At 58.9% G+C, this 18,996-nt stretch carries 18 protein-coding genes; 15 read left to right on the forward strand and 3 right to left on the reverse strand.

From position 1 onward, the window contains the following. The first annotated feature begins 199 nt into the window (after positions 1-199). The 4 genes from trxB to infA all read left to right on the forward strand — a co-directional run bounded on the left by trxB (position 200) and on the right by infA (position 3,013). Positions 200-1,159, forward strand: a complete 960-nt coding sequence (trxB, locus tag FFS64_RS13085; RefSeq protein ID WP_137805745.1) for a thioredoxin-disulfide reductase — start codon at positions 200-202, stop codon at positions 1,157-1,159. 66 nt (positions 1,160-1,225) lie between these two features. After that, a complete protein-coding gene (gene aat / locus FFS64_RS13090; RefSeq protein WP_137805746.1) occupies positions 1,226-1,906 on the forward strand; it encodes a leucyl/phenylalanyl-tRNA--protein transferase in 681 nt (226 codons plus the stop codon). A gap of 68 nt (positions 1,907-1,974) precedes the next feature. Then, positions 1,975-2,682, forward strand: a complete 708-nt coding sequence (locus FFS64_RS13095; protein ID WP_137805747.1) for an arginyltransferase — start codon at positions 1,975-1,977, stop codon at positions 2,680-2,682. Between the two features lie 112 nt (positions 2,683-2,794). Next, entirely contained in the window at positions 2,795-3,013 is a 219-nt protein-coding gene (gene infA / locus FFS64_RS13100) for a translation initiation factor IF-1 (protein ID WP_002553999.1), read from the forward strand. A 136-nt stretch (positions 3,014-3,149) separates the two neighbouring features. On the opposite strand, the gene clpA is transcribed toward infA, so the two are convergent. Together clpA and clpS are read right to left on the reverse strand one after the other, a co-directional pair. Further along, on the reverse strand, positions 3,150-5,420 hold the full coding sequence (gene clpA, locus FFS64_RS13105) for an ATP-dependent Clp protease ATP-binding subunit ClpA (RefSeq protein ID WP_095192703.1): 2,271 nt from the start codon (positions 5,418-5,420) through the stop codon (positions 3,150-3,152). 30 nt (positions 5,421-5,450) lie between these two features. Further along, entirely contained in the window at positions 5,451-5,813 is a 363-nt protein-coding gene (clpS, locus tag FFS64_RS13110) for an ATP-dependent Clp protease adapter ClpS (protein WP_015094394.1), read from the reverse strand. Between the two features lie 224 nt (positions 5,814-6,037). Here clpS and cspD point away from each other — a divergent pair, with 224 nt between their 5' ends. After that, positions 6,038-6,304 carry a cold shock domain-containing protein CspD gene (cspD, locus tag FFS64_RS13115; protein ID WP_095192704.1) on the forward strand — a complete coding sequence of 89 codons (267 nt, stop codon included), beginning with the start codon at positions 6,038-6,040 and terminating at the stop codon, positions 6,302-6,304. An 82-nt stretch (positions 6,305-6,386) separates the two neighbouring features. Here the strand turns inward: cspD and icd are convergent, their stop codons facing one another. Next, positions 6,387-7,643 (reverse strand): NADP-dependent isocitrate dehydrogenase, encoded by a 1,257-nt coding sequence (icd, locus tag FFS64_RS13120; RefSeq protein WP_137805748.1) that lies wholly within the window; start codon positions 7,641-7,643, stop codon positions 6,387-6,389. Here icd and FFS64_RS31280 point away from each other — a divergent pair. The 10 genes from FFS64_RS31280 (at position 7,642) to aceA (ending at position 18,708) form a co-directional block, all read left to right on the forward strand. Further along, positions 7,642-7,809 carry a hypothetical protein gene (locus FFS64_RS31280; RefSeq protein ID WP_171017084.1) on the forward strand — a complete coding sequence of 56 codons (168 nt, stop codon included), beginning with the start codon at positions 7,642-7,644 and terminating at the stop codon, positions 7,807-7,809. The genes icd and FFS64_RS31280 overlap by 2 nt on opposite strands. 351 nt (positions 7,810-8,160) lie before the next feature. Further along, on the forward strand, positions 8,161-10,386 hold the full coding sequence (locus tag FFS64_RS13125; RefSeq protein WP_137805749.1) for an NADP-dependent isocitrate dehydrogenase: 2,226 nt from the start codon (positions 8,161-8,163) through the stop codon (positions 10,384-10,386). Between the two features lie 118 nt (positions 10,387-10,504). Next, a complete protein-coding gene (locus FFS64_RS13130) occupies positions 10,505-10,951 on the forward strand; it encodes an NUDIX hydrolase (protein WP_137805750.1) in 447 nt (148 codons plus the stop codon). A gap of 59 nt (positions 10,952-11,010) precedes the next feature. After that, complete coding sequence (gene mnmA / locus FFS64_RS13135) at positions 11,011-12,144, forward strand: tRNA 2-thiouridine(34) synthase MnmA (protein WP_137805751.1); 1,134 nt, start codon at positions 11,011-11,013, stop codon at positions 12,142-12,144. Next, entirely contained in the window at positions 12,141-12,764 is a 624-nt protein-coding gene (hflD, locus tag FFS64_RS13140; protein WP_137805752.1) for a high frequency lysogenization protein HflD, read from the forward strand. Before mnmA ends, hflD begins: the two co-directional genes overlap by 4 nt. A 128-nt stretch (positions 12,765-12,892) precedes the next feature. Beyond that, on the forward strand, positions 12,893-14,263 hold the full coding sequence (gene purB, locus FFS64_RS13145; RefSeq protein WP_095192711.1) for an adenylosuccinate lyase: 1,371 nt from the start codon (positions 12,893-12,895) through the stop codon (positions 14,261-14,263). 86 nt (positions 14,264-14,349) lie between these two features. Continuing rightward, entirely contained in the window at positions 14,350-15,519 is a 1,170-nt protein-coding gene (locus FFS64_RS13150) for a cupin domain-containing protein (RefSeq protein ID WP_137805753.1), read from the forward strand. Continuing rightward, positions 15,512-15,937 (forward strand): GNAT family N-acetyltransferase, encoded by a 426-nt coding sequence (locus tag FFS64_RS13155; protein WP_137805754.1) that lies wholly within the window; start codon positions 15,512-15,514, stop codon positions 15,935-15,937. Before FFS64_RS13150 ends, FFS64_RS13155 begins: the two co-directional genes overlap by 8 nt. A 171-nt stretch (positions 15,938-16,108) precedes the next feature. Continuing rightward, on the forward strand, positions 16,109-16,870 hold the full coding sequence (locus tag FFS64_RS13160) for a secretin N-terminal domain-containing protein (protein WP_137805755.1): 762 nt from the start codon (positions 16,109-16,111) through the stop codon (positions 16,868-16,870). 512 nt (positions 16,871-17,382) lie between these two features. Next, entirely contained in the window at positions 17,383-18,708 is a 1,326-nt protein-coding gene (gene aceA, locus FFS64_RS13165) for an isocitrate lyase (protein WP_020799541.1), read from the forward strand. The last annotated feature ends 288 nt before the right edge of the window (positions 18,709-18,996 follow it).

Consider the following 18,996-nt stretch of genomic DNA (forward strand, 5'->3'; position numbering starts at 1 on the left):
CGGTTTTTATAAACACGAGGTGCACGCTTATTCTGTTACAACCACAGTTACAAACGCTGTTACAACCAGGCATTGTACGGGTTTGTTCGTCCGATGCCATGCTTGAAACACTTGTATGCAGCATAGTCAAAAACACATTACATGCGACTCAATTGGAGCATGCATTCTCTTTTGTGACAAAGGCTTATGAGGTGTTTTTATGAGCGAAGCGCAACATCACCGCCTGATCATCCTGGGTTCCGGCCCCGCCGGTTACAGCGCAGCCGTGTATGCCGCCCGCGCCAACCTCAAACCCGTTGTCATTACCGGCATACAGGCAGGTGGCCAGCTCACCACCACCGTTGAAGTCGATAACTGGCCAGGTGATGTCGAAGGACTCACCGGCCCGGTCCTGATGGAGCGCATGCAAAAACACGCCGAGCGCTTCGATACACAGATCGTTTACGACCACATCCATACGGCCAAGTTGCAACAGCGCCCGTTCGAATTGACCGGCGACAGCGGTACTTATACTTGCGACGCACTGATCATTGCCACCGGCGCCTCGGCGCAATATCTGGGGCTGCCGTCGGAAGAAACATTTGCCGGCAAGGGGGTTTCGGCCTGCGCGACCTGTGACGGCTTCTTTTACCGTAATCAAGTGGTTGCGGTGGTTGGCGGCGGCAACACGGCGGTTGAAGAAGCGCTGTACCTGTCGAACATCGCCAAAGAGGTCCATCTGATTCACCGTCGCGACAAGCTGCGGTCGGAGAAAATCCTCCAGGACAAACTCTTCGAGAAGGCCGCCAACGGCAATATCCGCCTGCACTGGAACCAGCATCTGGACGAAGTGCTGGGCGATGCCAGCGGCGTGACCGGCGCCCGCCTGCGCGACAGCCATACCGGCGAAACCGCTGAACTGGCACTGTCCGGCGTGTTCATCGCCATCGGTCACAAACCCAATACCGACCTGTTCGTCGATCAGCTGGAAATGCGCGATGGTTATCTGCAAGTCTTGGGCGGCAGCGAAGGCAATGCCACCGCGACCGCCATCGCAGGCGTGTTTGCCGCCGGTGACGTGGCCGATCACGTTTATCGCCAAGCGGTCACCTCCGCCGGGGCCGGCTGCATGGCGGCCCTCGATGCGGAAAAATACCTCGACGACATTCCTGCCGTTTGACGGCACACTGAGTGACGGGCCAAATTGTGCCCGTCACCGCCCTCCCCTTCTGCAAGCCCGGACGCCATGCTGACTTGGTTACAACGCAACTCCCTGACTTTCCCGCCGCTGGAAAAAGCCATGCGCGACCCCAACGGTCTGTTGGCCGCCGGCGGCGACCTGTCTGCCGATCGGCTGATTCAGGCCTACCGTCACGGTTGTTTTCCATGGTTCTCGGAAGGCCAGCCGATTCTCTGGTGGTCGCCGGATCCACGCACTGTCCTGTTTCCCGACGAACTGCACGTTTCCCGCAGCTTGAACAAACTGCTGCGCCAACAACGTTATCAAGTGACCTTCGACCAGGACTTTTCCGCCGTCATTCGCGCCTGCGCCGCCCCACGGGAGTACGCCGATGGCACCTGGATCACCGAAGCCATGCAGAACGCCTACCTGGAGCTGCATCATCGCGGTTTCGCGCACTCGGTGGAGGTCTGGGACCAGGGCACGCTCGTCGGCGGGCTGTACGGCCTGGCGATGGGCCGGCTGTTTTTCGGCGAATCCATGTTCAGCCGCGCCGACAACGCCTCCAAATATGGCTTTGCCACACTGGTGAGACATCTGAAAGACTCGGGTTTTGTACTCATCGACTGCCAGATGCCCACCGACCATCTGCACAGCCTGGGCGCACGGGCGATTCCCCGCAGCGCATTTGCCGGCTACCTGGCGCAGTATCTGGATCAACCCAGCCGCGCCACCTGGGTTTGCTGAGCGACTTTTGCGCGCGTGGCTTACACTTAGAGACGCCCCTAATTAAAAGCTTATCCCGAGGGTTGATCATGACCGAGTTGGCGCGATTGAAGTTTTATGCCACTCAGCCCCATTCTTGCAGCTATCTGCCCGAGGAGCAGGCCACGACCCTGTTTCTCGACCCCAGTCAGCCCATGGATGTGCATGTCTATGCAGACCTGTCGGAAATGGGTTTTCGTCGCAGTGGCGACCACTTGTATCGCCCTCATTGCCAGAACTGCAATGCGTGCGTGCCGGCGCGCATTCCTGTTGCGCAATTCACACCCAACCGTCAGCAGAAACGCATTTTCAAGCGCAACGCCGACTTGCAGGTACGCCCGGCCAAGCCAGGATTCAGCGAAGAGTATTTCGACCTTTATCAGCGTTATATAGAAGAGCGGCATGCCGACGGCGACATGTACCCACCCAGTCGCGATCAGTTTTCGACGTTCCTGGTGCGCGATCTCCCGTTTTCCCGGTTCTACGAATTCCGCCTCGACGGCCGGTTGCTGGCGATTGCCGTCACTGACCTTCTGCCGAACGGTCTGTCGGCGGTCTACACCTTCTACGAACCCGACGAAGAGCGTCGCAGCCTGGGGCGTTATGCCATCCTCTGGCAAATCACAGAGGCCCGGCGCCTGGGGCTGGATGCGGTCTATCTGGGTTACTGGATCAAGAACTGCAAAAAAATGAGCTACAAGACCCAGTATCGCCCCATTGAATTGCTGGTTAACCAGCGTTGGGTCGTTCTGAACTAGAGCACACCCTTAAACCCCTTGGCTTGCCCCCCACTTTTCGGGCACAATGCACGCCGCTTTTGCCTGGCGCAGTTGCACCGGGCCATTCACTGGACACCGAGGGCTTTACTGCATGTCGAAAGAAGACAGCTTCGAAATGGAAGGCACTGTCGTCGACACCCTGCCCAACACCATGTTTCGCGTGGAGTTGGAAAATGGGCACGTCGTAACCGCGCATATTTCCGGCAAGATGCGCAAGAACTACATTCGTATTCTTACCGGTGACAAAGTGCGCGTCGAGCTGACGCCCTATGACTTGAGCAAAGGGCGCATCACTTACCGCGCTCGCTAATCAAGTCAATACAAAACGCCCGGCATTGCCGGGCGTTTTTGTTTGCCGATTGTTTGAACGACAATCTCCTACAGGGAAGAACGGTAGGCAGCAAAAAGGCGCCAAACGGCGCCTTTTTGCTTTGTTGCGATCAACGTCAGGCCATTTCCGCCGTGGTCTCGAACTCGAAGGTCAGCTCGCCGTCCTTGATGTCGATGTGTACTACACCGCCATGTTCGGCCAGTTCGCCAAAGAGTATCTCCTCCGCCAGTGGACGCTTGATCTTGTCCTGGATCAGGCGCGCCATAGGTCGAGCGCCCATCATCGCGTCGTAACCACCGGCCGCCAGCCAGCTGCGGGCAGCATCGGTGACTTCCAGCAGTACACGCTTGTCTTCCAGCTGTGCCTGAAGTTCGATAAGGAACTTGTCCACCACGCTCTTGATGACCTCATGACTGAGGCGACCAAACTGGATGATGGTGTCCAGACGGTTACGGAATTCAGGCGTAAAGCTCTTCTTGATCACTTCCATTGCATCGGAGGAGTGATCCTGAAGGGTGAAGCCGATCGAGGCACGCGCCGCGGTTTCAGCACCGGCGTTGGTCGTCATGATGACGATCACGTTACGGAAATCCGCTTTGCGCCCGTTGTTATCGGTCAGCGTACCGTGGTCCATGACCTGCAGCAGCAGGTTGAAGACTTCCGGATGCGCTTTCTCGATTTCATCGAGCAGCAGCACGCAATGTGGCTGTTTGGTAATGGCTTCAGTCAGCAAACCGCCCTGATCGAACCCGACATAACCAGGAGGCGCACCGATCAGACGCGATACGGTGTGACGTTCCATGTACTCGGACATGTCGAATCGAACCAGCTCGACACCCAATGCCTTGGCCAACTGACGCGCCGCCTCGGTTTTACCGACACCGGTAGGACCGGCGAACAGGAACGAGCCGACAGGCTTGTCAGGCGACTTGAGACCGGCGCGGGACAACTTGATCGCGGTCGCCAGGGAGTCGATCGCAGCATCCTGACCGAACACGGTCAGCTTCAGGTCACGCTCAAGGTTACGCAGCAACTCTTTGTCGGAGCTGGTGACGTGTTTTGGCGGAATCCGCGCGATTTTCGCGACGATATCCTCAACCTGAGGCACTTCGATGCGTTTTACCCGCTTCTCGATCGGTTGCAGGCGCTGATAGGCACCCGCCTCGTCGATGACATCGATGGCCTTGTCCGGCATGTGCCGGTCATTGATGTAGCGCGACGCCAGTTCGGCAGCGGCACGCAGGGCTTCATCGCTGTACTCGATATTGTGATGAGTCTCGAAACGCCCCTTCAAGCCACGCAGGATGCCGATGGTGTCTTCCACCGACGGTTCCGACACATCGACCTTCTGGAAACGTCGTGCCAGGGCACGGTCTTTCTCGAAGATGCCGCGAAATTCCTGGAACGTAGTCGAACCGATGCACCGGATATCACCGGAGGACAGCAGCGGCTTGAGCAGGTTGGAAGCATCCATGACGCCACCGGACGCGGCACCCGCACCGATGATGGTATGGATTTCGTCGATGAACAGGATCGCCTGCGGACGTTTTTTCAGTTCATTGAGCAACGCCTTGAAGCGCTTCTCGAAATCGCCGCGATATTTGGTCCCGGCCAGCAAGGCGCCCAGGTCAAGGGAATACACCACGCTGTTGGCCAGCAGGTCCGGCACCTGGTTGTCGACAATGCGTTTGGCCAGGCCTTCGGCAATCGCGGTTTTACCCACGCCCGCCTCGCCCACCAGCAACGGATTGTTTTTGCGACGACGCGCCAGGATCTGCGCAACGCGCTCGACTTCCAGCTCACGGCCTACCAGCGGATCGATGCGACCCTGGCGCGCGAGTTCGTTAAGGTTGCTGGCATAAGCATCCAGAGGATTGCCTGAAGAAGAAGACTCACCGCCCTCGTCGTCCTGCATATCTTGCTCGCCCTCAGAGTGATCGCCGTGCCCTGGCACTTTGGAAATGCCGTGGGCGATGTAGTTGACGACATCGATACGGGCAACGCTCTGCTGTTTCAGCAGGAACACTGCCTGACTCTCTTGCTCACTGAAGATCGCGACCAGCACATTGGCGCCAGTCACTTCGCGTTTGCCCGAGCTCTGTACGTGAAACACAGCACGTTGCAGGACACGCTGGAAGCCCAGGGTTGGCTGGGTTTCACGATCCTCGTCATGCACGGGGATCAATGGCGTGGTGGAGTCGATGAACTCCTGCAGGTCATGCTTGAGTTTGTCGAGGTTTGCGCCGCACGCACGCAAAACGGTGGCGGCAGCCTCATTATCCAATAGGGCCAGCAGGAGATGCTCGACGGTCATGAATTCATGACGCTTCGAACGGGCCTCCTTGAAGGCAAGATTGAGGGTGACTTCGAGCTCGCGGTTTAACATAGCTTCACCTCATACCCAAGTGTCCGGCGATTAACCGTCCTTCTCGATTTCACAGAGTAGCGGATGCTGGCTTTCCCTGGCGTACTGGTTGACCTGCATGGCCTTGGTCTCGGCGATGTCGCGGGTAAACACTCCACATACTGCCCGTCCTTCTGTATGGACGGCCAGCATGACCTTGGTCGCCAGCTCGCGATTCAGGTTAAAAAACACCTCGAGCACTTCGACGACGAAATCCATCGGTGTGTAGTCATCATTAAACAAAACCACCTTGTACATCGGCGGCGCCTGTAAAGCAGGCTTAGCCTCCTGAACAGCAATGCCTGCGGAATCGTCGTCGTGTAAATCAGGGCGATCCTGATTGAATGTTAGTCGAATCTGGCTGATTGCATGCATGGAAAGAAAGGTTCGTCAGTTGTGCAAATACAGTGGTGGGGGCACCCATTAACGTTTTCAACTCCGACTGCCGGGTCACCTTGACTATCGGCAAAACGGTGTTACAACCAATAGAGCCCACAGTGGGTAAAAAAGGTCCGCGGAGTCAAATTTTTTCGAAGAAATGACTGCGGATGAACTGGATGATACTCCAGTGATGGAGTCTGTTGCAGAGGGAGTTGGGTATGTCAGGCGTCAAGGTCAGTGGCAAGGTGAAATGGTTCAACAACGCCAAGGGTTACGGTTTCATTAACGAGGATGGCAAAAGCGAAGATCTGTTTGCCCATTACTCAGCCATCCAGATGGACGGCTATAAAACCTTGAAGGCCGGCCAGGCTGTCGTCTTCGAAATCATCCAGGGGCCAAAGGGCTTGCATGCCGTCAACATCAGCGCCCCTGTAGAGGCTTCGAAAACCACGACACCTGCCACGCAGCAGTCCGTGACGGTCTGACACCGCACCGTCATCCAGTCATAAAAAAAACCGCCCGACTCAATCATTTGAATCGGGCGGTTTTTGTACGTCTGTCGCTTGCTTACATGTGCTTGATCAGCGCCTCACCGAATCCGGAAGACGAAACCAGCGTGGCGCCTTCCATCAGACGCTCGAAGTCATAGGTCACGGTCTTGGCCTTGATCGCGCCATTGGTGCCCTTGATGATCAGGTCCGCCGCCTCGGTCCAGCCCAGATGGCGCAGCATCATTTCTGCCGAAAGAATCACCGAACCTGGGTTGACCTGGTCCTTGCCGGCATACTTCGGCGCAGTACCGTGGGTGGCCTCGAACATGGCCACGGTGTCGGACAGGTTGGCGCCCGGCGCGATACCGATACCGCCCACTTCCGCCGCCAGGGCGTCGGAGAGGTAGTCACCGTTGAGGTTGAGCGTGGCGATCACGTCGTATTCGGCCGGACGCAGCAGGATCTGCTGAAGCATGGCGTCGGCAATGGCGTCCTTGACGATGACTTCGCGGCCGGTTTTCGGGTTCTTGAGTTTCATCCACGGGCCGCCATCGAGCAGCTCGGCGCCGAATTCTTCCTTCGCCACCTCATAGCCCCAGTCCTTGAAGGCACCTTCGGTGAATTTCATGATGTTGCCCTTGTGCACGATGGTCAGCGACTTGCGGTCGTTGTCCACCACGTATTGCAGGGCCTTGCGCACCAGACGCTTGGTGCCTTCCTTGGATACCGGCTTGATGCCGATACCGCAGTCCTGGTCGAAACGGATCTTGGTGACACCCATTTCTTCTTTCAGGAATTTGATGACTTTAGTGGCTTCCGGCGAGCCGGCCTTCCACTCGATACCGGCATAGATGTCTTCGGAGTTCTCGCGGAAGATCACCATGTCGACGTCGCCAGGCTTTTTCACCGGGCTTGGCACGCCCTCGAACCACACCACGGGCCGCAGGCAGACATACAGGTCAAGCTGCTGGCGCAGGGCAACGTTGAGCGAACGGATGCCACCACCGACCGGCGTGGTCAGCGGCCCCTTGATGGAAACGACGTAATCTTTCACGGCATCCAGGGTTTCCTGGGGCAGCCAGGTATCCTGGTCGTAGACCTGGGTGGCCTTCTCACCGGCGTAGACTTCCATCCAGGAAATCTTGCGCTTGCCCCCATAAGCCTTTTCTACGGCAGCATCAACCACTTTGATCATCACGGGACTGACGTCGACGCCAATGCCGTCGCCTTCAATGAACGGGATGATCGGATTATCAGGAACATTAAGAGAATGGTCGGCGTTGACGGTGATTTTTTCGCCGACGGCTGGAACCTGAATCTTCTTGTAACCCATGCTGAACTCCATTGATTGGATTGAACATCTGGCTTGGTTCGAGCGTAACCCAGTTAAATCAGCACGCAAACCCTATGTTCCATTCATCTGCCGCAAAGCCGCACAACAGCTGACCTACAAGCCTGAAAGCAAAGGGAAAAACGCCAAACTCCAGCACGACGAATGACCCTGCGCCGCGGACGCCTTTCCATTGCCCCTGCGACCTTTAGACCAATGGACGAGAATCGATTCACATGAACCATCGGCAGATTGCCAGCTACCTATGTATAATGCCGCCCGCTGACCATAGGGTCACAACGGCCGACCTCTCCTTGCTACCCAAAACGTAGCCGAGACTTTCCGCCCAAAGCCGGGCTGTTACCGCAACCCGACTGCTTGACGCTCTACTGATGCACCCAACATCACCGCGAAGAAATCTCGACATTCGGCTCATGGATGACTTTGAACGAACGCGCTTACCCGGCGCCCCTCGAGTTTCTGCGCACGCTTTAGCAAAGAAGAGAGAGTTAATCCGAATATGCCCACCCGCTCGAAGATCATCTATACCTTCACCGACGAAGCTCCCGCCCTCGCCACCTATTCACTGTTGCCTATCGTAGAGGCCTTCACCGCCTCGGCTGATATCGCCGTGGAAACCCGCGATATCTCTCTTGCAGGGCGCATCCTGGCCAGCTTCCCCGAGCAACTGGGCGACAAAGCCGTAGCCGACCACCTCGCCGAACTGGGCGACCTGGCCGTTACGCCTGAAGCCAACATCATCAAGCTGCCGAACATCAGCGCCTCGGTTCCGCAGCTGCAAGCCGCGATCAAAGAACTGCAAGCCCAAGGCTACGCACTGCCGGACTACCCGGAAACCGTGACCAGCGACGCCGACAAAGAAGCCAAGGCCCGTTACGACAAGGTCAAGGGCAGCGCCGTGAACCCGGTTCTGCGCGAAGGCAACTCCGACCGTCGCGCTCCGTTGTCGGTCAAGAACTACGCACGCAAGCACCCGCACAAAATGGGCGCCTGGGCCGCGGACTCCAAGTCCCACGTCGCGCACATGAGCAGCGGTGATTTCTACGGCAGCGAAAAAGCCGCCCTGATCGACGCCGCCGGCGCGGTCAAAATCGAACTGATCGCTCAAGACGGCACCACCACCGTCCTGAAAGAAAAGACCAGCGTTCAGGCTGGCGAGATCCTCGACTGCGCCGTGATGAGCAAAAATGCCCTGCGCAGCTTCATCGCCGCTGAAATCGAAAGCGCCAAGCAACAAGGCGTACTGCTGTCGGTTCACCTCAAAGCCACCATGATGAAGGTCTCCGACCCGATCATGTTCGGCCAGATCGTTGCCGAGTTCTATAAAGACGCACTGGCCAAGCACGCTGATGTGCTGGCGCAAATCGGCTTCAACCTGAACAACGGCATCGGCGACCTGTACGCTCGCATCAAGGCCCTCCCGGCCGAGCAGCAAGCGCAGATCGAAGCCGACATCCAGGCGGTCTACGCCGTTCGTCCGTCGCTGGCGATGGTCAACTCCGACAAGGGCATCACCAACCTGCACGTGCCGAGCGACGTCATCGTCGACGCCTCGATGCCGGCAATGATCCGTGACTCCGGCAAGATGTGGGGCACCGACGGCCAGCTGCACGACACCAAGGCGGTGATCCCGGATCGCTGCTACGCCACCATCTACCAGGCAGTGATCGAAGACTGCAAGGCAAATGGCGCCTTCGATCCAACCACCATGGGCAGCGTGCCGAACGTTGGCCTGATGGCGAAGAAAGCCGAAGAGTACGGCTCCCACGACAAGACCTTCCAGATCAAGACCAACGGTGTGGTTCGCGTAACCGACACCAACGGCACCCTGCTGCTGGAACAGTCGGTTGAAGCCGGCGACATCTTCCGCATGTGCCAGACCAAAGACGCGCCGATCCAGGACTGGGTCAAACTGGCCGTCAACCGTGCCCGCGCAAGCGCCACGCCAGCCATTTTCTGGCTGGACCCGATGCGCGCCCACGATGGCGTGGTGATCGAGAAAGTTCAGGCCTACCTGAAGGATCACGACACCTCCGGCCTGGACATCCGCATCATGTCGCCAGTCGACGCGATGAAGTTCACCCTGCAGCGCACCCGCGAAGGCAAGGACACCATCTCGGTGACCGGTAACGTACTGCGCGATTACCTGACCGACCTGTTCCCGATCATGGAACTGGGCACCAGCGCCAAGATGCTGTCGATCGTGCCGCTGATGAACGGCGGTGGCCTGTTCGAAACCGGCGCTGGCGGTTCGGCACCCAAGCACGTGCAGCAACTGCTGGAAGAGAACTTCCTGCGCTGGGATTCCCTGGGCGAGTTCCTGGCCCTGGCCGCTTCCCTTGAGCACCTGGGTGTGACTTACGACAACCCTAAGGCGCTGGTTCTGGCCAAGACCCTGGACCAGGCCACCGGCCAGTTCCTGGACAACAACAAGTCGCCATCGCGTAAAGTCGGCAACATCGACAACCGCGGCAGCCACTTCTACCTGGCGCTGTACTGGGCCCAAGCCCTGGCCGCCCAGTCCGAAGACACTGCACTGCAAGCGCAGTTCGCGACCCTGGCCAAGACCCTGACCGAGAACGAAGCAACCATCGTTGCCGAACTCAACGCCGTTCAGGGCAAGCCAGTGGACATCGGTGGTTACTACCACGCCGATGCCGAGCTGATCAGCAAGGCCATGCGTCCGAGCGCCACGCTCAACGCGGCGATTGCTGCACTGGTGTAAGGCTGTAAAGAAGCATCACGAACCCCGGCCATGTGCCGGGGTTTGTGTTTTGAGTACTTATTGATTGGCACAAATCCTTGTGGGACCGTGTTTCAACAATCAGAACCGAGGAAACCCCATGGACTGGCAACCCCACATCACCGTCGCCACCATCGTCGAAGACAACGGCCGCTTCCTGATGGTCGAAGAGCTAAAGCACGGACGAACGGTGCTCAACCAGCCCGCCGGCCACCTGGATCCGGACGAAACCCTCACCGAAGCCGCCGTACGCGAAACCCTCGAGGAAACCGGCTGGGACGTCGAACCGACCGGGGTACTGGGCATTTATCTCTATACCGCGCCGAGCAACGGCGTAACCTACCAACGGGTGTGCTTCATCGCCAAACCGCTGAAACACCACCCCGACTATCAACTGGACGACGGCATCGTCGGCGCCAAGTGGCTGACCCGCGAGGAATTGATCGAGCAGCGCGAGCACTGGCGCAGCGAGCTGATCATCCGCTGCATTGACGACTATCTGGACGGTAAACACTTCGGTCTCGAACTGATCCGTCCTTCTCTTTAGCCTTGCAGGCCTGAGCCTGTTAGAATCGCGTCCTTTTTCAAGACACTCATTGAATCCCTATGCGTGATCCAGCCCCTTCTGACACACAAAAGAAGCGCGTCATTGTCGGTATGTCCGGCGGCGTGGACTCTTCCGTTTCCGCTCTCCTGCTGATCGAGCAGGGCTATGAGGTGGAAGGCCTGTTCATGAAGAACTGGGAAGAAGACGATGGAACGGAATACTGCACCGCCATGGATGACCTGGCGGACGCCCAGGCCGTGTGCGACAAGATTGGCATCAAGCTGCACACCGCCAACTTCGCCGCCGAGTACTGGGACAACGTGTTCGAGCACTTCCTGGCCGAATACAAGGCCGGTCGCACGCCGAACCCGGACATCCTGTGCAATCGCGAGATCAAGTTCAAGGCGTTCCTCGACTACGCCATGATGCTCGGCGCCGACCTGATCGCCACCGGTCACTACGTGCGTCGCCGCGACATCGACGGCCGCACCGAATTGCTCAAAGGCCTGGATCCGAACAAGGACCAGAGCTACTTCCTGCACGCGGTCGGCGGCGAACAGATCGCCAAGACCCTGTTCCCGGTCGGCGAGCTGGAAAAACCCCAGGTCCGTGCGATTGCCGAAAAATACGAACTGGCGACCGCGAAGAAAAAGGATTCCACCGGGATCTGCTTCATCGGCGAGCGCCGCTTCAGCGATTTCCTCAAGCAATACCTGCCGGCGCAACCGGGCGAAATCAAAACCACCGAAGGCGAAGTCATCGGCCGTCACCACGGCTTGATGTACCACACCATCGGCCAGCGCCAGGGCCTCGGTATCGGCGGCCTGAAGGACGCCGGCGAAGAACCGTGGTACGTGCTGATCAAAGACCTGGAACACAACGAGCTGATCGTTGGCCAGGGCAATGACCACCCGTGGCTGTTCTCCCGCGCCCTGCTCGCTTCCGACATCTATTGGGTCAACCCGATCGACCTGAGCCAGCCGCGCAAGCTGACCGCCAAGGTCCGCTATCGCCAGAGCGACCAGCCCTGCACCCTGGAAAAGACCGCCAGCGGCTACCGCGCGACCTTCGATGACCCACAACGTGCGGTCACTCCGGGTCAGTCCGTGGTGTTCTACGAGGGTGAAATCTGCCTCGGCGGCGGCGTGATCGAAGTCGCCGAACCCTGGACAAGCAAAGGCCAGCAACAATGAGCCCGACTCAGGAGCAACTGACGGCGCTGGGCGGCGTGTTTCTCGCCGCGGTGCTGGTGGACAAGATCGCCAAGACCGGCCAGACCAACGAGGCCGGCCTGACCTGCATGCTCGGCAGCCTGTTGATCCGCGACCCCAAGGACACCCTGGAAGTCTACGGCGGCGACGACATCAATCTGCGCGAAGGCTATCGCGCCTTGATCGGCGCCCTGGAACGCGACCCGAGCGCCCTGCAGCGCGAACCGTTGCGCTATGCGCTGGCCATGCTCGGCCTTGAGCGTCAGCTGGCCAAGCGCAACGACATGCTGGACGTGATCGGCAAACGCCTGCCGCAGATCCAGTCCCAGGTCGAACACTTCGGCCCGGCTCACGAAAACGTAATCGCCGCGTGCGGCGCGCTGTACCAGGACACCCTGAGCACCCTGCGCCAGCGCATCCAGGTCCATGGTGACATGCGCAACCTGCAGCAACCGAGCAACGCCTCGAAAATCCGCGCCCTGTTGCTGGCCGGTATTCGTTCGGCACGCCTGTGGCGGCAATTGGGCGGTCATCGCTGGCAACTGGTGGTCAGTCGCCGCAAATTGCTCAAAGAGCTTTACCCACTGATGCGCAGCAGCTGAAGCGCATCAACAACACCGTTTTGTAGTCAGTAACGCGTAATACGCTGGTCAGTTGGCAACGGACCCGCGGATTTTTTTCATGTATGATACGCGCCCCATTTCGTTGCCCGACTGTCCGAGAACACCCCATGCAGCTCTCTTCGCTCACTGCGGTTTCCCCTGTTGACGGCCGCTACGCCGGCAAAACCCAGGCCCTGCGCCCAATTTTCAGCGAGTACGGCCTGATCCGTGCCCGCGTTCTGGTTGAAGTGCGCTGGCTCCAGCGCCTGGCCGCTCACCCTGCCATCAGCGAAGTGCCGGCGTTCTCCGCCGAAGCCAACGCGGTGTTGAATGCCCTGGCGGAAAACTTCTCCCTGGAACACGCCGAGCGCGTCAAAGAGATCGAGCGCACCACCAACCACGACGTCAAGGCCATCGAGTACTTGCTCAAAGAGCAAGCGGCCAAGCTGCCGGAACTGGCCAAGGTCAGCGAATTCATCCACTTTGCCTGCACCAGCGAGGACATCAACAACCTGTCCCACGCCCTGATGCTGCGCGAAGGCCGTGATGACGTGATGCTGCCGCTGATGCGCCAGACCGCCGAAGCCATTCGCGAACTGGCCATCCGCTTTGCCGACGTGCCGATGCTGTCGCGCACCCACGGTCAACCGGCTTCGCCGACCACCCTGGGCAAAGAGCTGGCGAACGTGGTTTACCGCCTGGAGCGCCAGATCGCTCAAGTCGCCGCCGTTCCGCTGCTGGGCAAGATCAACGGCGCTGTCGGCAACTACAACGCACACCTGTCGGCCTACCCTGAGATCGACTGGGAAGCCAATGCCCGTGCCTTCATCGAAGACGAGCTGGGCCTGGGCTTCAACCCGTACACCACGCAGATCGAACCGCACGATTACATTGCCGAGCTGTTCGACGCGATCGCCCGCTTCAACACCATCCTGATCGACTTCGACCGCGACATCTGGGGCTACATCTCCCTGGGCTATTTCAAACAGCGCACCATCGCTGGCGAAATCGGTTCGTCGACCATGCCGCACAAGGTCAACCCGATCGACTTCGAAAACTCCGAAGGCAACCTGGGCATCGCCAACGCACTGTTCCAGCACCTGGCGAGCAAACTGCCGATCTCCCGCTGGCAGCGCGACCTGACCGACTCCACCGTACTGCGCAACCTCGGTGTCGGCTTCGCCCACAGCGTGATCGCGTACGAAGCAAGCCTTAAAGGCATCAGCAAACTCGAGCTGAACGCAGACAAAATCGCTGCCGATCTGGATGCCTGCTGGGAAGTCCTGGCCGAGCCGATCCAGACCGTGATGCGTCGCTACAACATCGAAAACCCGTACGAGAAGCTGAAAGAATTGACTCGCGGCAAGGGCATCAGCCCTGAAGCGCTGCAGACTTTCATCGACGGCCTGGACATGCCAGCCGCCGCCAAGGCCGAGCTGAAATTGCTCACCCCGGCGAACTACATCGGCAACGCTGTGGCACAAGCCAAACGCATCTGATCGACCGCTGGACCCTTTTGAGACGCCCGGCAGCGCCGGGCGTTTTTATTCCCGTCTGAAAAGTGCTTTTTTTCAATAGGTTACACATGAATCCTGACATTCCTCTTCAACTTCTGGGCGGCATCACGGCACGGGAATTCCTGCGCGACTACTGGCAGAAAAAACCGCTGCTGATCCGTCAGGCGATTCCTGACTTCGAAAGCCCGATCGACGCCGACGAACTGGCCGGCCTGGCGCTGGAAGAAGAAGTCGAATCGCGCCTGATCATCGAGAACGGCGAGCGTCCGTGGGAATTGCGTCGCGGCCCGTTTGCCGAAGACGAATTCAGCAAACTGCCGGAACGCGAATGGACCCTTCTGGTTCAAGCCGTTGACCAGTTCGTACCGGAAGTCAGCGAGCTGCTGGAGCACTTCCGCTTCCTGCCGAGCTGGCGCATCGACGACGTGATGATCAGCTTCGCCGCCCCCGGTGGCAGTGTCGGTCCGCACTTCGACAACTACGACGTGTTCCTGCTGCAAGGCCACGGCAAGCGCAACTGGAAAATCGGCCAGATGTGCGACTCCGAAAGCCCGCTGCTGCAACATGCGGACCTGCGCATCCTTGCCGACTTCGAAGCCACCGACGAATGGGTCCTGGAACCGGGCGACATGCTGTACCTGCCGCCGCGCCTGGCCCACTGTGGCGTGGCCGTCGACGACTGCCTGACCTACTCCGTGGGTTTCCGCGCACCGAGCGCCGCTGAAGTGCTGACCCACTTCACCGACTTCCTCAGCCAGTTCCTGCCTGACGAAGAGCGCTACACCGACGCCGATGCACTGCCTGCGGCCGACCCGCACCAGATCCAGCACGACGCCCTCGACCGCCTGAAAAGCCTGCTGGCCGAGCACATGAGCGACGAGCGCCTGCTGCTGACCTGGTTCGGCCAGTTCATGACCGAGCCGCGCTATCCGGAATTGGTGGTCGGCCCTGAAGATCTCGCCGAAGACGACGTACTCGGCGCACTGGAGCAAGGCGCGGTGCTGATCCGCAACCCGAGCGCCCGCCTGGCCTGGTCGGAAGTCGATGACGACCTGCTGCTGTTCGCCAGCGGCCAGAGCCGTTACCTGCCCGGCAAACTGCGCGAGCTGCTGAAAATGATCTGCGCCGCCGATGCCCTGCACGTCGACAACCTCGGCCAATGGCTGAGCGACGAAGACGGTCGCGGCCTGCTCTGCGAACTGGTCAAGCAAGGAAGCCTGGGGTTTGCCGATGAATAAGATTCACGTACGTGTCGCAGACTGGCAGAAGGACAACGCCGAGATCCGGCGCATTCGTGAAGCGGTGTTCGTCGCCGAGCAGTCCGTTCCACCTGAACTGGAATGGGATGCCGACGACCTGACTGCCGTGCATTTCCTGGCTCTGGAAGGCGACTTTCCGATTGGCACCGCACGCTTGCTGCCCGACGGTCATGTCGGCCGGGTATCGGTACTCAAGGACTGGCGCGGACTGAAAGTCGGCGACGCACTGATGCAGGCGGTGATCGGTGAAGCCGAGAAGCGCGGGCTGAAGCAACAGATGCTCAGCGCCCAGGTACAGGCCACGGCATTCTATGAGCGCCTGGGTTTTCACATGGTCAGCGAGGAGTTCCTGGAAGCAGGCATTCCGCATGTGGACATGGTGCGCGAGTCGGCTTGAGACCTTGTGGCGAGGGACCTTGCTCCCTCGCCACAAAGGCCCTGAAGACACCCAAAAACGCCCCGTCATTTTCGAATGCCGGGGCGTTTTGCTGTCCAGGATTCAACTTGCCCCACCCCAGGCCGACAAACTGGCAATATCAACACTTTGAAGTTGGCGGAGATAACGGATATGTCCCTACGCACCCTGCTCACCACACTGTTGGTAACCTGCAGTTTTTCGGTCATGGCAGCCACCGAGATCGTGCCACTGAACTACCACACCAGCGCCGATCTGCTGCCGGTGGCGCAGGATTTCATCGGCAAGGACGGCCAGGTCAGCGCCTACGGCAATCAGCTCATCGTCAACGCCGATCAGCGCAAGATCGACGAACTTAAGGCGCTTTTAGGCCAGCTCGATACCGCACCCAAACGCCTGCTGATTACCGTCGACACCAACGAAAACAACGTCCAGGGCGATCAGGGTTATTCAGTGAACGGCGCCAAGCCGAACCAGACCCGCATCATCAACCGCAGCACCGACAGCCGTGACGGCGGCGTCCAGCAAATCCAGGCCACCGATGGCATGCCGGCACTGATCCAGGTCGGCCAGAGCGTACCGCTGACCAGCACCCAGAGCGACTCCTACGGCGACCTGCGCAGCCAGACCGAATACCGCAACATCACCCAGGGTTTTTACGTCACCGCCAATGTCACCGGCGAGATCGTTCACCTGTCGATCAGTACAAACCGTGACCGCATGAGCCAGGAACGCCCCGATGTAGTGAACGTACAAAGTACCGACACAACCGTCACCGGCCGCCTGGGCGAATGGATCCTGCTGGCCGGGGTAAATGGCCAGACACAGGCCGACAAACAGGGCCTGGCCCGCAGCTACTCGACCCAAAGCCGCAATGACATGACCCTGCGGGTGAAAGTCGACACCTTGGACTGAACCACCGAAAACTGACCGGCAAGTCGTATTAGACCAAAGATGTAGTGCCTGAAAAAAAGCACTACAAAACGTTTGACGAGCCAAAAAAGCGAAGGCATGATGGCCTCGCTCCCGCTAATCAGAGGCCCTGGCAAGGGCCTTCGAGGCGATGTTCGCACCTACCCCGCGAACCGCTTCGTGTCTGTACCGCCCACAAGGTGTGTTTGACGAGGTTGTCGACTGGAACGAAGTTGTCCCGAGGGACGGAAGCGTTATTAGGTAACCCGGCACCACACTGATGTTCGTACCAAGGCCCACGACGCCCGAATGCGCCCGCAGTTCGCCTTTACCTGCTCACTTCCCCCTCGAGCCCATCGTTCATCCCGTCGCCTCCCCCGCCGAATCCGACTTGACCGCCTAAGCTTCTGGTCAGCGAGCAGCCATCTACGCCATTTTCAGGATGCGTATCTGGCAAACAGGAATTTTCCACCGCAGAACAACTTTTCATACAAGACGCGACGAGGTTTATCTCCATGGCACTGACACGCGAACAGCAAATTGCAGCCCTCGAAAAAGACTGGGCTGAAAACCCGCGCTGGAAAGGCGTGACACGCACTTACTCCGCTGCTGACGTCGTCCGTCTGCGTGGCTCGGTTCAACCTGAGCACACCTTTGCAAAAATGGGCGCCGAGAAGCTGTGGAACCTGGTTACCCAGGGTGCCAAGCCAGCCTTCCGTCCTGAGAAAGATTTCGTCAACTGCATGGGCGCCCTGACCGGCGGCCAGGCTGTGCAACAAGTCAAGGCCGGTATCCAGGCGATCTACCTGTCGGGCTGGCAAGTGGCTGCGGACAACAACTCCGCCGAATCGATGTACCCGGACCAGTCGCTGTACCCGGTTGACTCGGTTCCAACCGTGGTCAAGCGCATCAACAACTCGTTCCGTCGTGCCGACCAGATCCAGTGGAAAGCCGGCAAGAACCCGGGCGACGAAGGCTACATTGACTACTTCGCGCCTATCGTGGCCGACGCTGAAGCCGGTTTCGGCGGCGTACTGAACGCCTACGAGCTGATGAAGAGCATGATCGAAGCAGGTGCCGCCGGCGTTCACTTCGAAGACCAACTGGCTTCCGTGAAGAAATGCGGCCACATGGGCGGCAAGGTACTGGTTCCGACCCAGGAAGCCGTACAGAAGCTGACCGCTGCCCGTCTGGCGGCTGACGTTGCCGGTACGCCGACCATCATCCTGGCCCGTACCGACGCCAACGCGGCTGACCTGCTGACGTCCGACTGCGACCCGTACGACCAGCCATTCGTGACTGGCGAACGTACACAGGAAGGCTTCTACAAAGTGCGCGCAGGCCTGGACCAGGCTATCGCTCGCGGCCTGGCCTACGCGCCGTACGCCGACCTGATCTGGTGTGAAACCGCCAAGCCGGATCTGGAAGAAGCCCGTCGCTTCGCCGAAGCGATCAAAAAGGAATACCCGGACCAACTGCTGTCGTACAACTGCTCGCCTTCCTTCAACTGGAAGAAAAACCTGGACGACGCGACCATCGCCAAGTTCCAGCGCGAACTGTCCGCCATGGGCTACAAGCACCAATTCATCACCCTGGCCGGCATTCACAACATGTGGCACAGCATGTTCAACCTGGCGCACGACTATGCCCGCAACGACATGACTGCCTACGTGAAGCTGCAAGAGCAGGAATTCGCCGACGCCGCCAAGGGTTACACCTTCGTGGCTCACCAGCAGGAAGTGGGCACCGGCTACTTCGACGACATGACCACCGTGATCCAGGGTGGCTCGTCTTCGGTGACCGCGCTGACCGGTTCGACTGAAGAAGAACAGTTCCACTGATCTGCTTCACCTGAGTCAACGGCCGTTGCGGACCGTATAGAAAGCTAACCGCAGCGCTGCACATCTGACGCCCCGACTGGTTCGGGGCGTTTTTTTGCCCACGATTCAGAGCCCCCACAAGGGGTTGTGGTGTTGAACCCACACATTGATCCAGAGCGCTATCGAGATCAGGAAAATCAGGTAAAACAGCCCCGCACGCTACTTGCAGTAACGCGCATATAAGACAACTTCCCAACTCCCTGCAGGGTAAAGAGTTTAAAAACCAACCCAAACAATATTGATTATCAT

It is taken from the genome of Pseudomonas sp. G(2018), assembly GCF_005502415.1.
GTDB lineage: Bacteria > Pseudomonadota > Gammaproteobacteria > Pseudomonadales > Pseudomonadaceae > Aquipseudomonas.

Excerpts from the sequence above, each read along its gene's own strand:
- trxB (WP_137805745.1), top strand. The coding sequence starts at position 200 with ATGAGCGAAGCGCAACATCACCGCCTGATCATCCTGGGTTCCGGCCCC.
- aat (WP_137805746.1), top strand. The coding sequence starts at position 1,226 with ATGCTGACTTGGTTACAACGCAACTCCCTGACTTTCCCGCCGCTGGAA.
- FFS64_RS13095 (WP_137805747.1), top strand. The coding sequence starts at position 1,975 with ATGACCGAGTTGGCGCGATTGAAGTTTTATGCCACTCAGCCCCATTCT.
- infA (WP_002553999.1), top strand. The coding sequence starts at position 2,795 with ATGTCGAAAGAAGACAGCTTCGAAATGGAAGGCACTGTCGTCGACACC.
- clpA (WP_095192703.1), bottom strand. The coding sequence starts at position 5,420 with ATGTTAAACCGCGAGCTCGAAGTCACCCTCAATCTTGCCTTCAAGGAG.
- clpS (WP_015094394.1), bottom strand. The coding sequence starts at position 5,813 with ATGCATGCAATCAGCCAGATTCGACTAACATTCAATCAGGATCGCCCT.
- cspD (WP_095192704.1), top strand. The coding sequence starts at position 6,038 with ATGTCAGGCGTCAAGGTCAGTGGCAAGGTGAAATGGTTCAACAACGCC.
- FFS64_RS31280 (WP_171017084.1), top strand. The coding sequence starts at position 7,642 with ATGCTGAACTCCATTGATTGGATTGAACATCTGGCTTGGTTCGAGCGT.
- icd (WP_137805748.1), bottom strand. The coding sequence starts at position 7,643 with ATGGGTTACAAGAAGATTCAGGTTCCAGCCGTCGGCGAAAAAATCACC.
- FFS64_RS13125 (WP_137805749.1), top strand. The coding sequence starts at position 8,161 with ATGCCCACCCGCTCGAAGATCATCTATACCTTCACCGACGAAGCTCCC.
- FFS64_RS13130 (WP_137805750.1), top strand. The coding sequence starts at position 10,505 with ATGGACTGGCAACCCCACATCACCGTCGCCACCATCGTCGAAGACAAC.
- mnmA (WP_137805751.1), top strand. The coding sequence starts at position 11,011 with ATGCGTGATCCAGCCCCTTCTGACACACAAAAGAAGCGCGTCATTGTC.
- hflD (WP_137805752.1), top strand. The coding sequence starts at position 12,141 with ATGAGCCCGACTCAGGAGCAACTGACGGCGCTGGGCGGCGTGTTTCTC.
- purB (WP_095192711.1), top strand. The coding sequence starts at position 12,893 with ATGCAGCTCTCTTCGCTCACTGCGGTTTCCCCTGTTGACGGCCGCTAC.
- FFS64_RS13150 (WP_137805753.1), top strand. The coding sequence starts at position 14,350 with ATGAATCCTGACATTCCTCTTCAACTTCTGGGCGGCATCACGGCACGG.
- FFS64_RS13155 (WP_137805754.1), top strand. The coding sequence starts at position 15,512 with ATGAATAAGATTCACGTACGTGTCGCAGACTGGCAGAAGGACAACGCC.
- FFS64_RS13160 (WP_137805755.1), top strand. The coding sequence starts at position 16,109 with ATGTCCCTACGCACCCTGCTCACCACACTGTTGGTAACCTGCAGTTTT.
- aceA (WP_020799541.1), top strand. The coding sequence starts at position 17,383 with ATGGCACTGACACGCGAACAGCAAATTGCAGCCCTCGAAAAAGACTGG.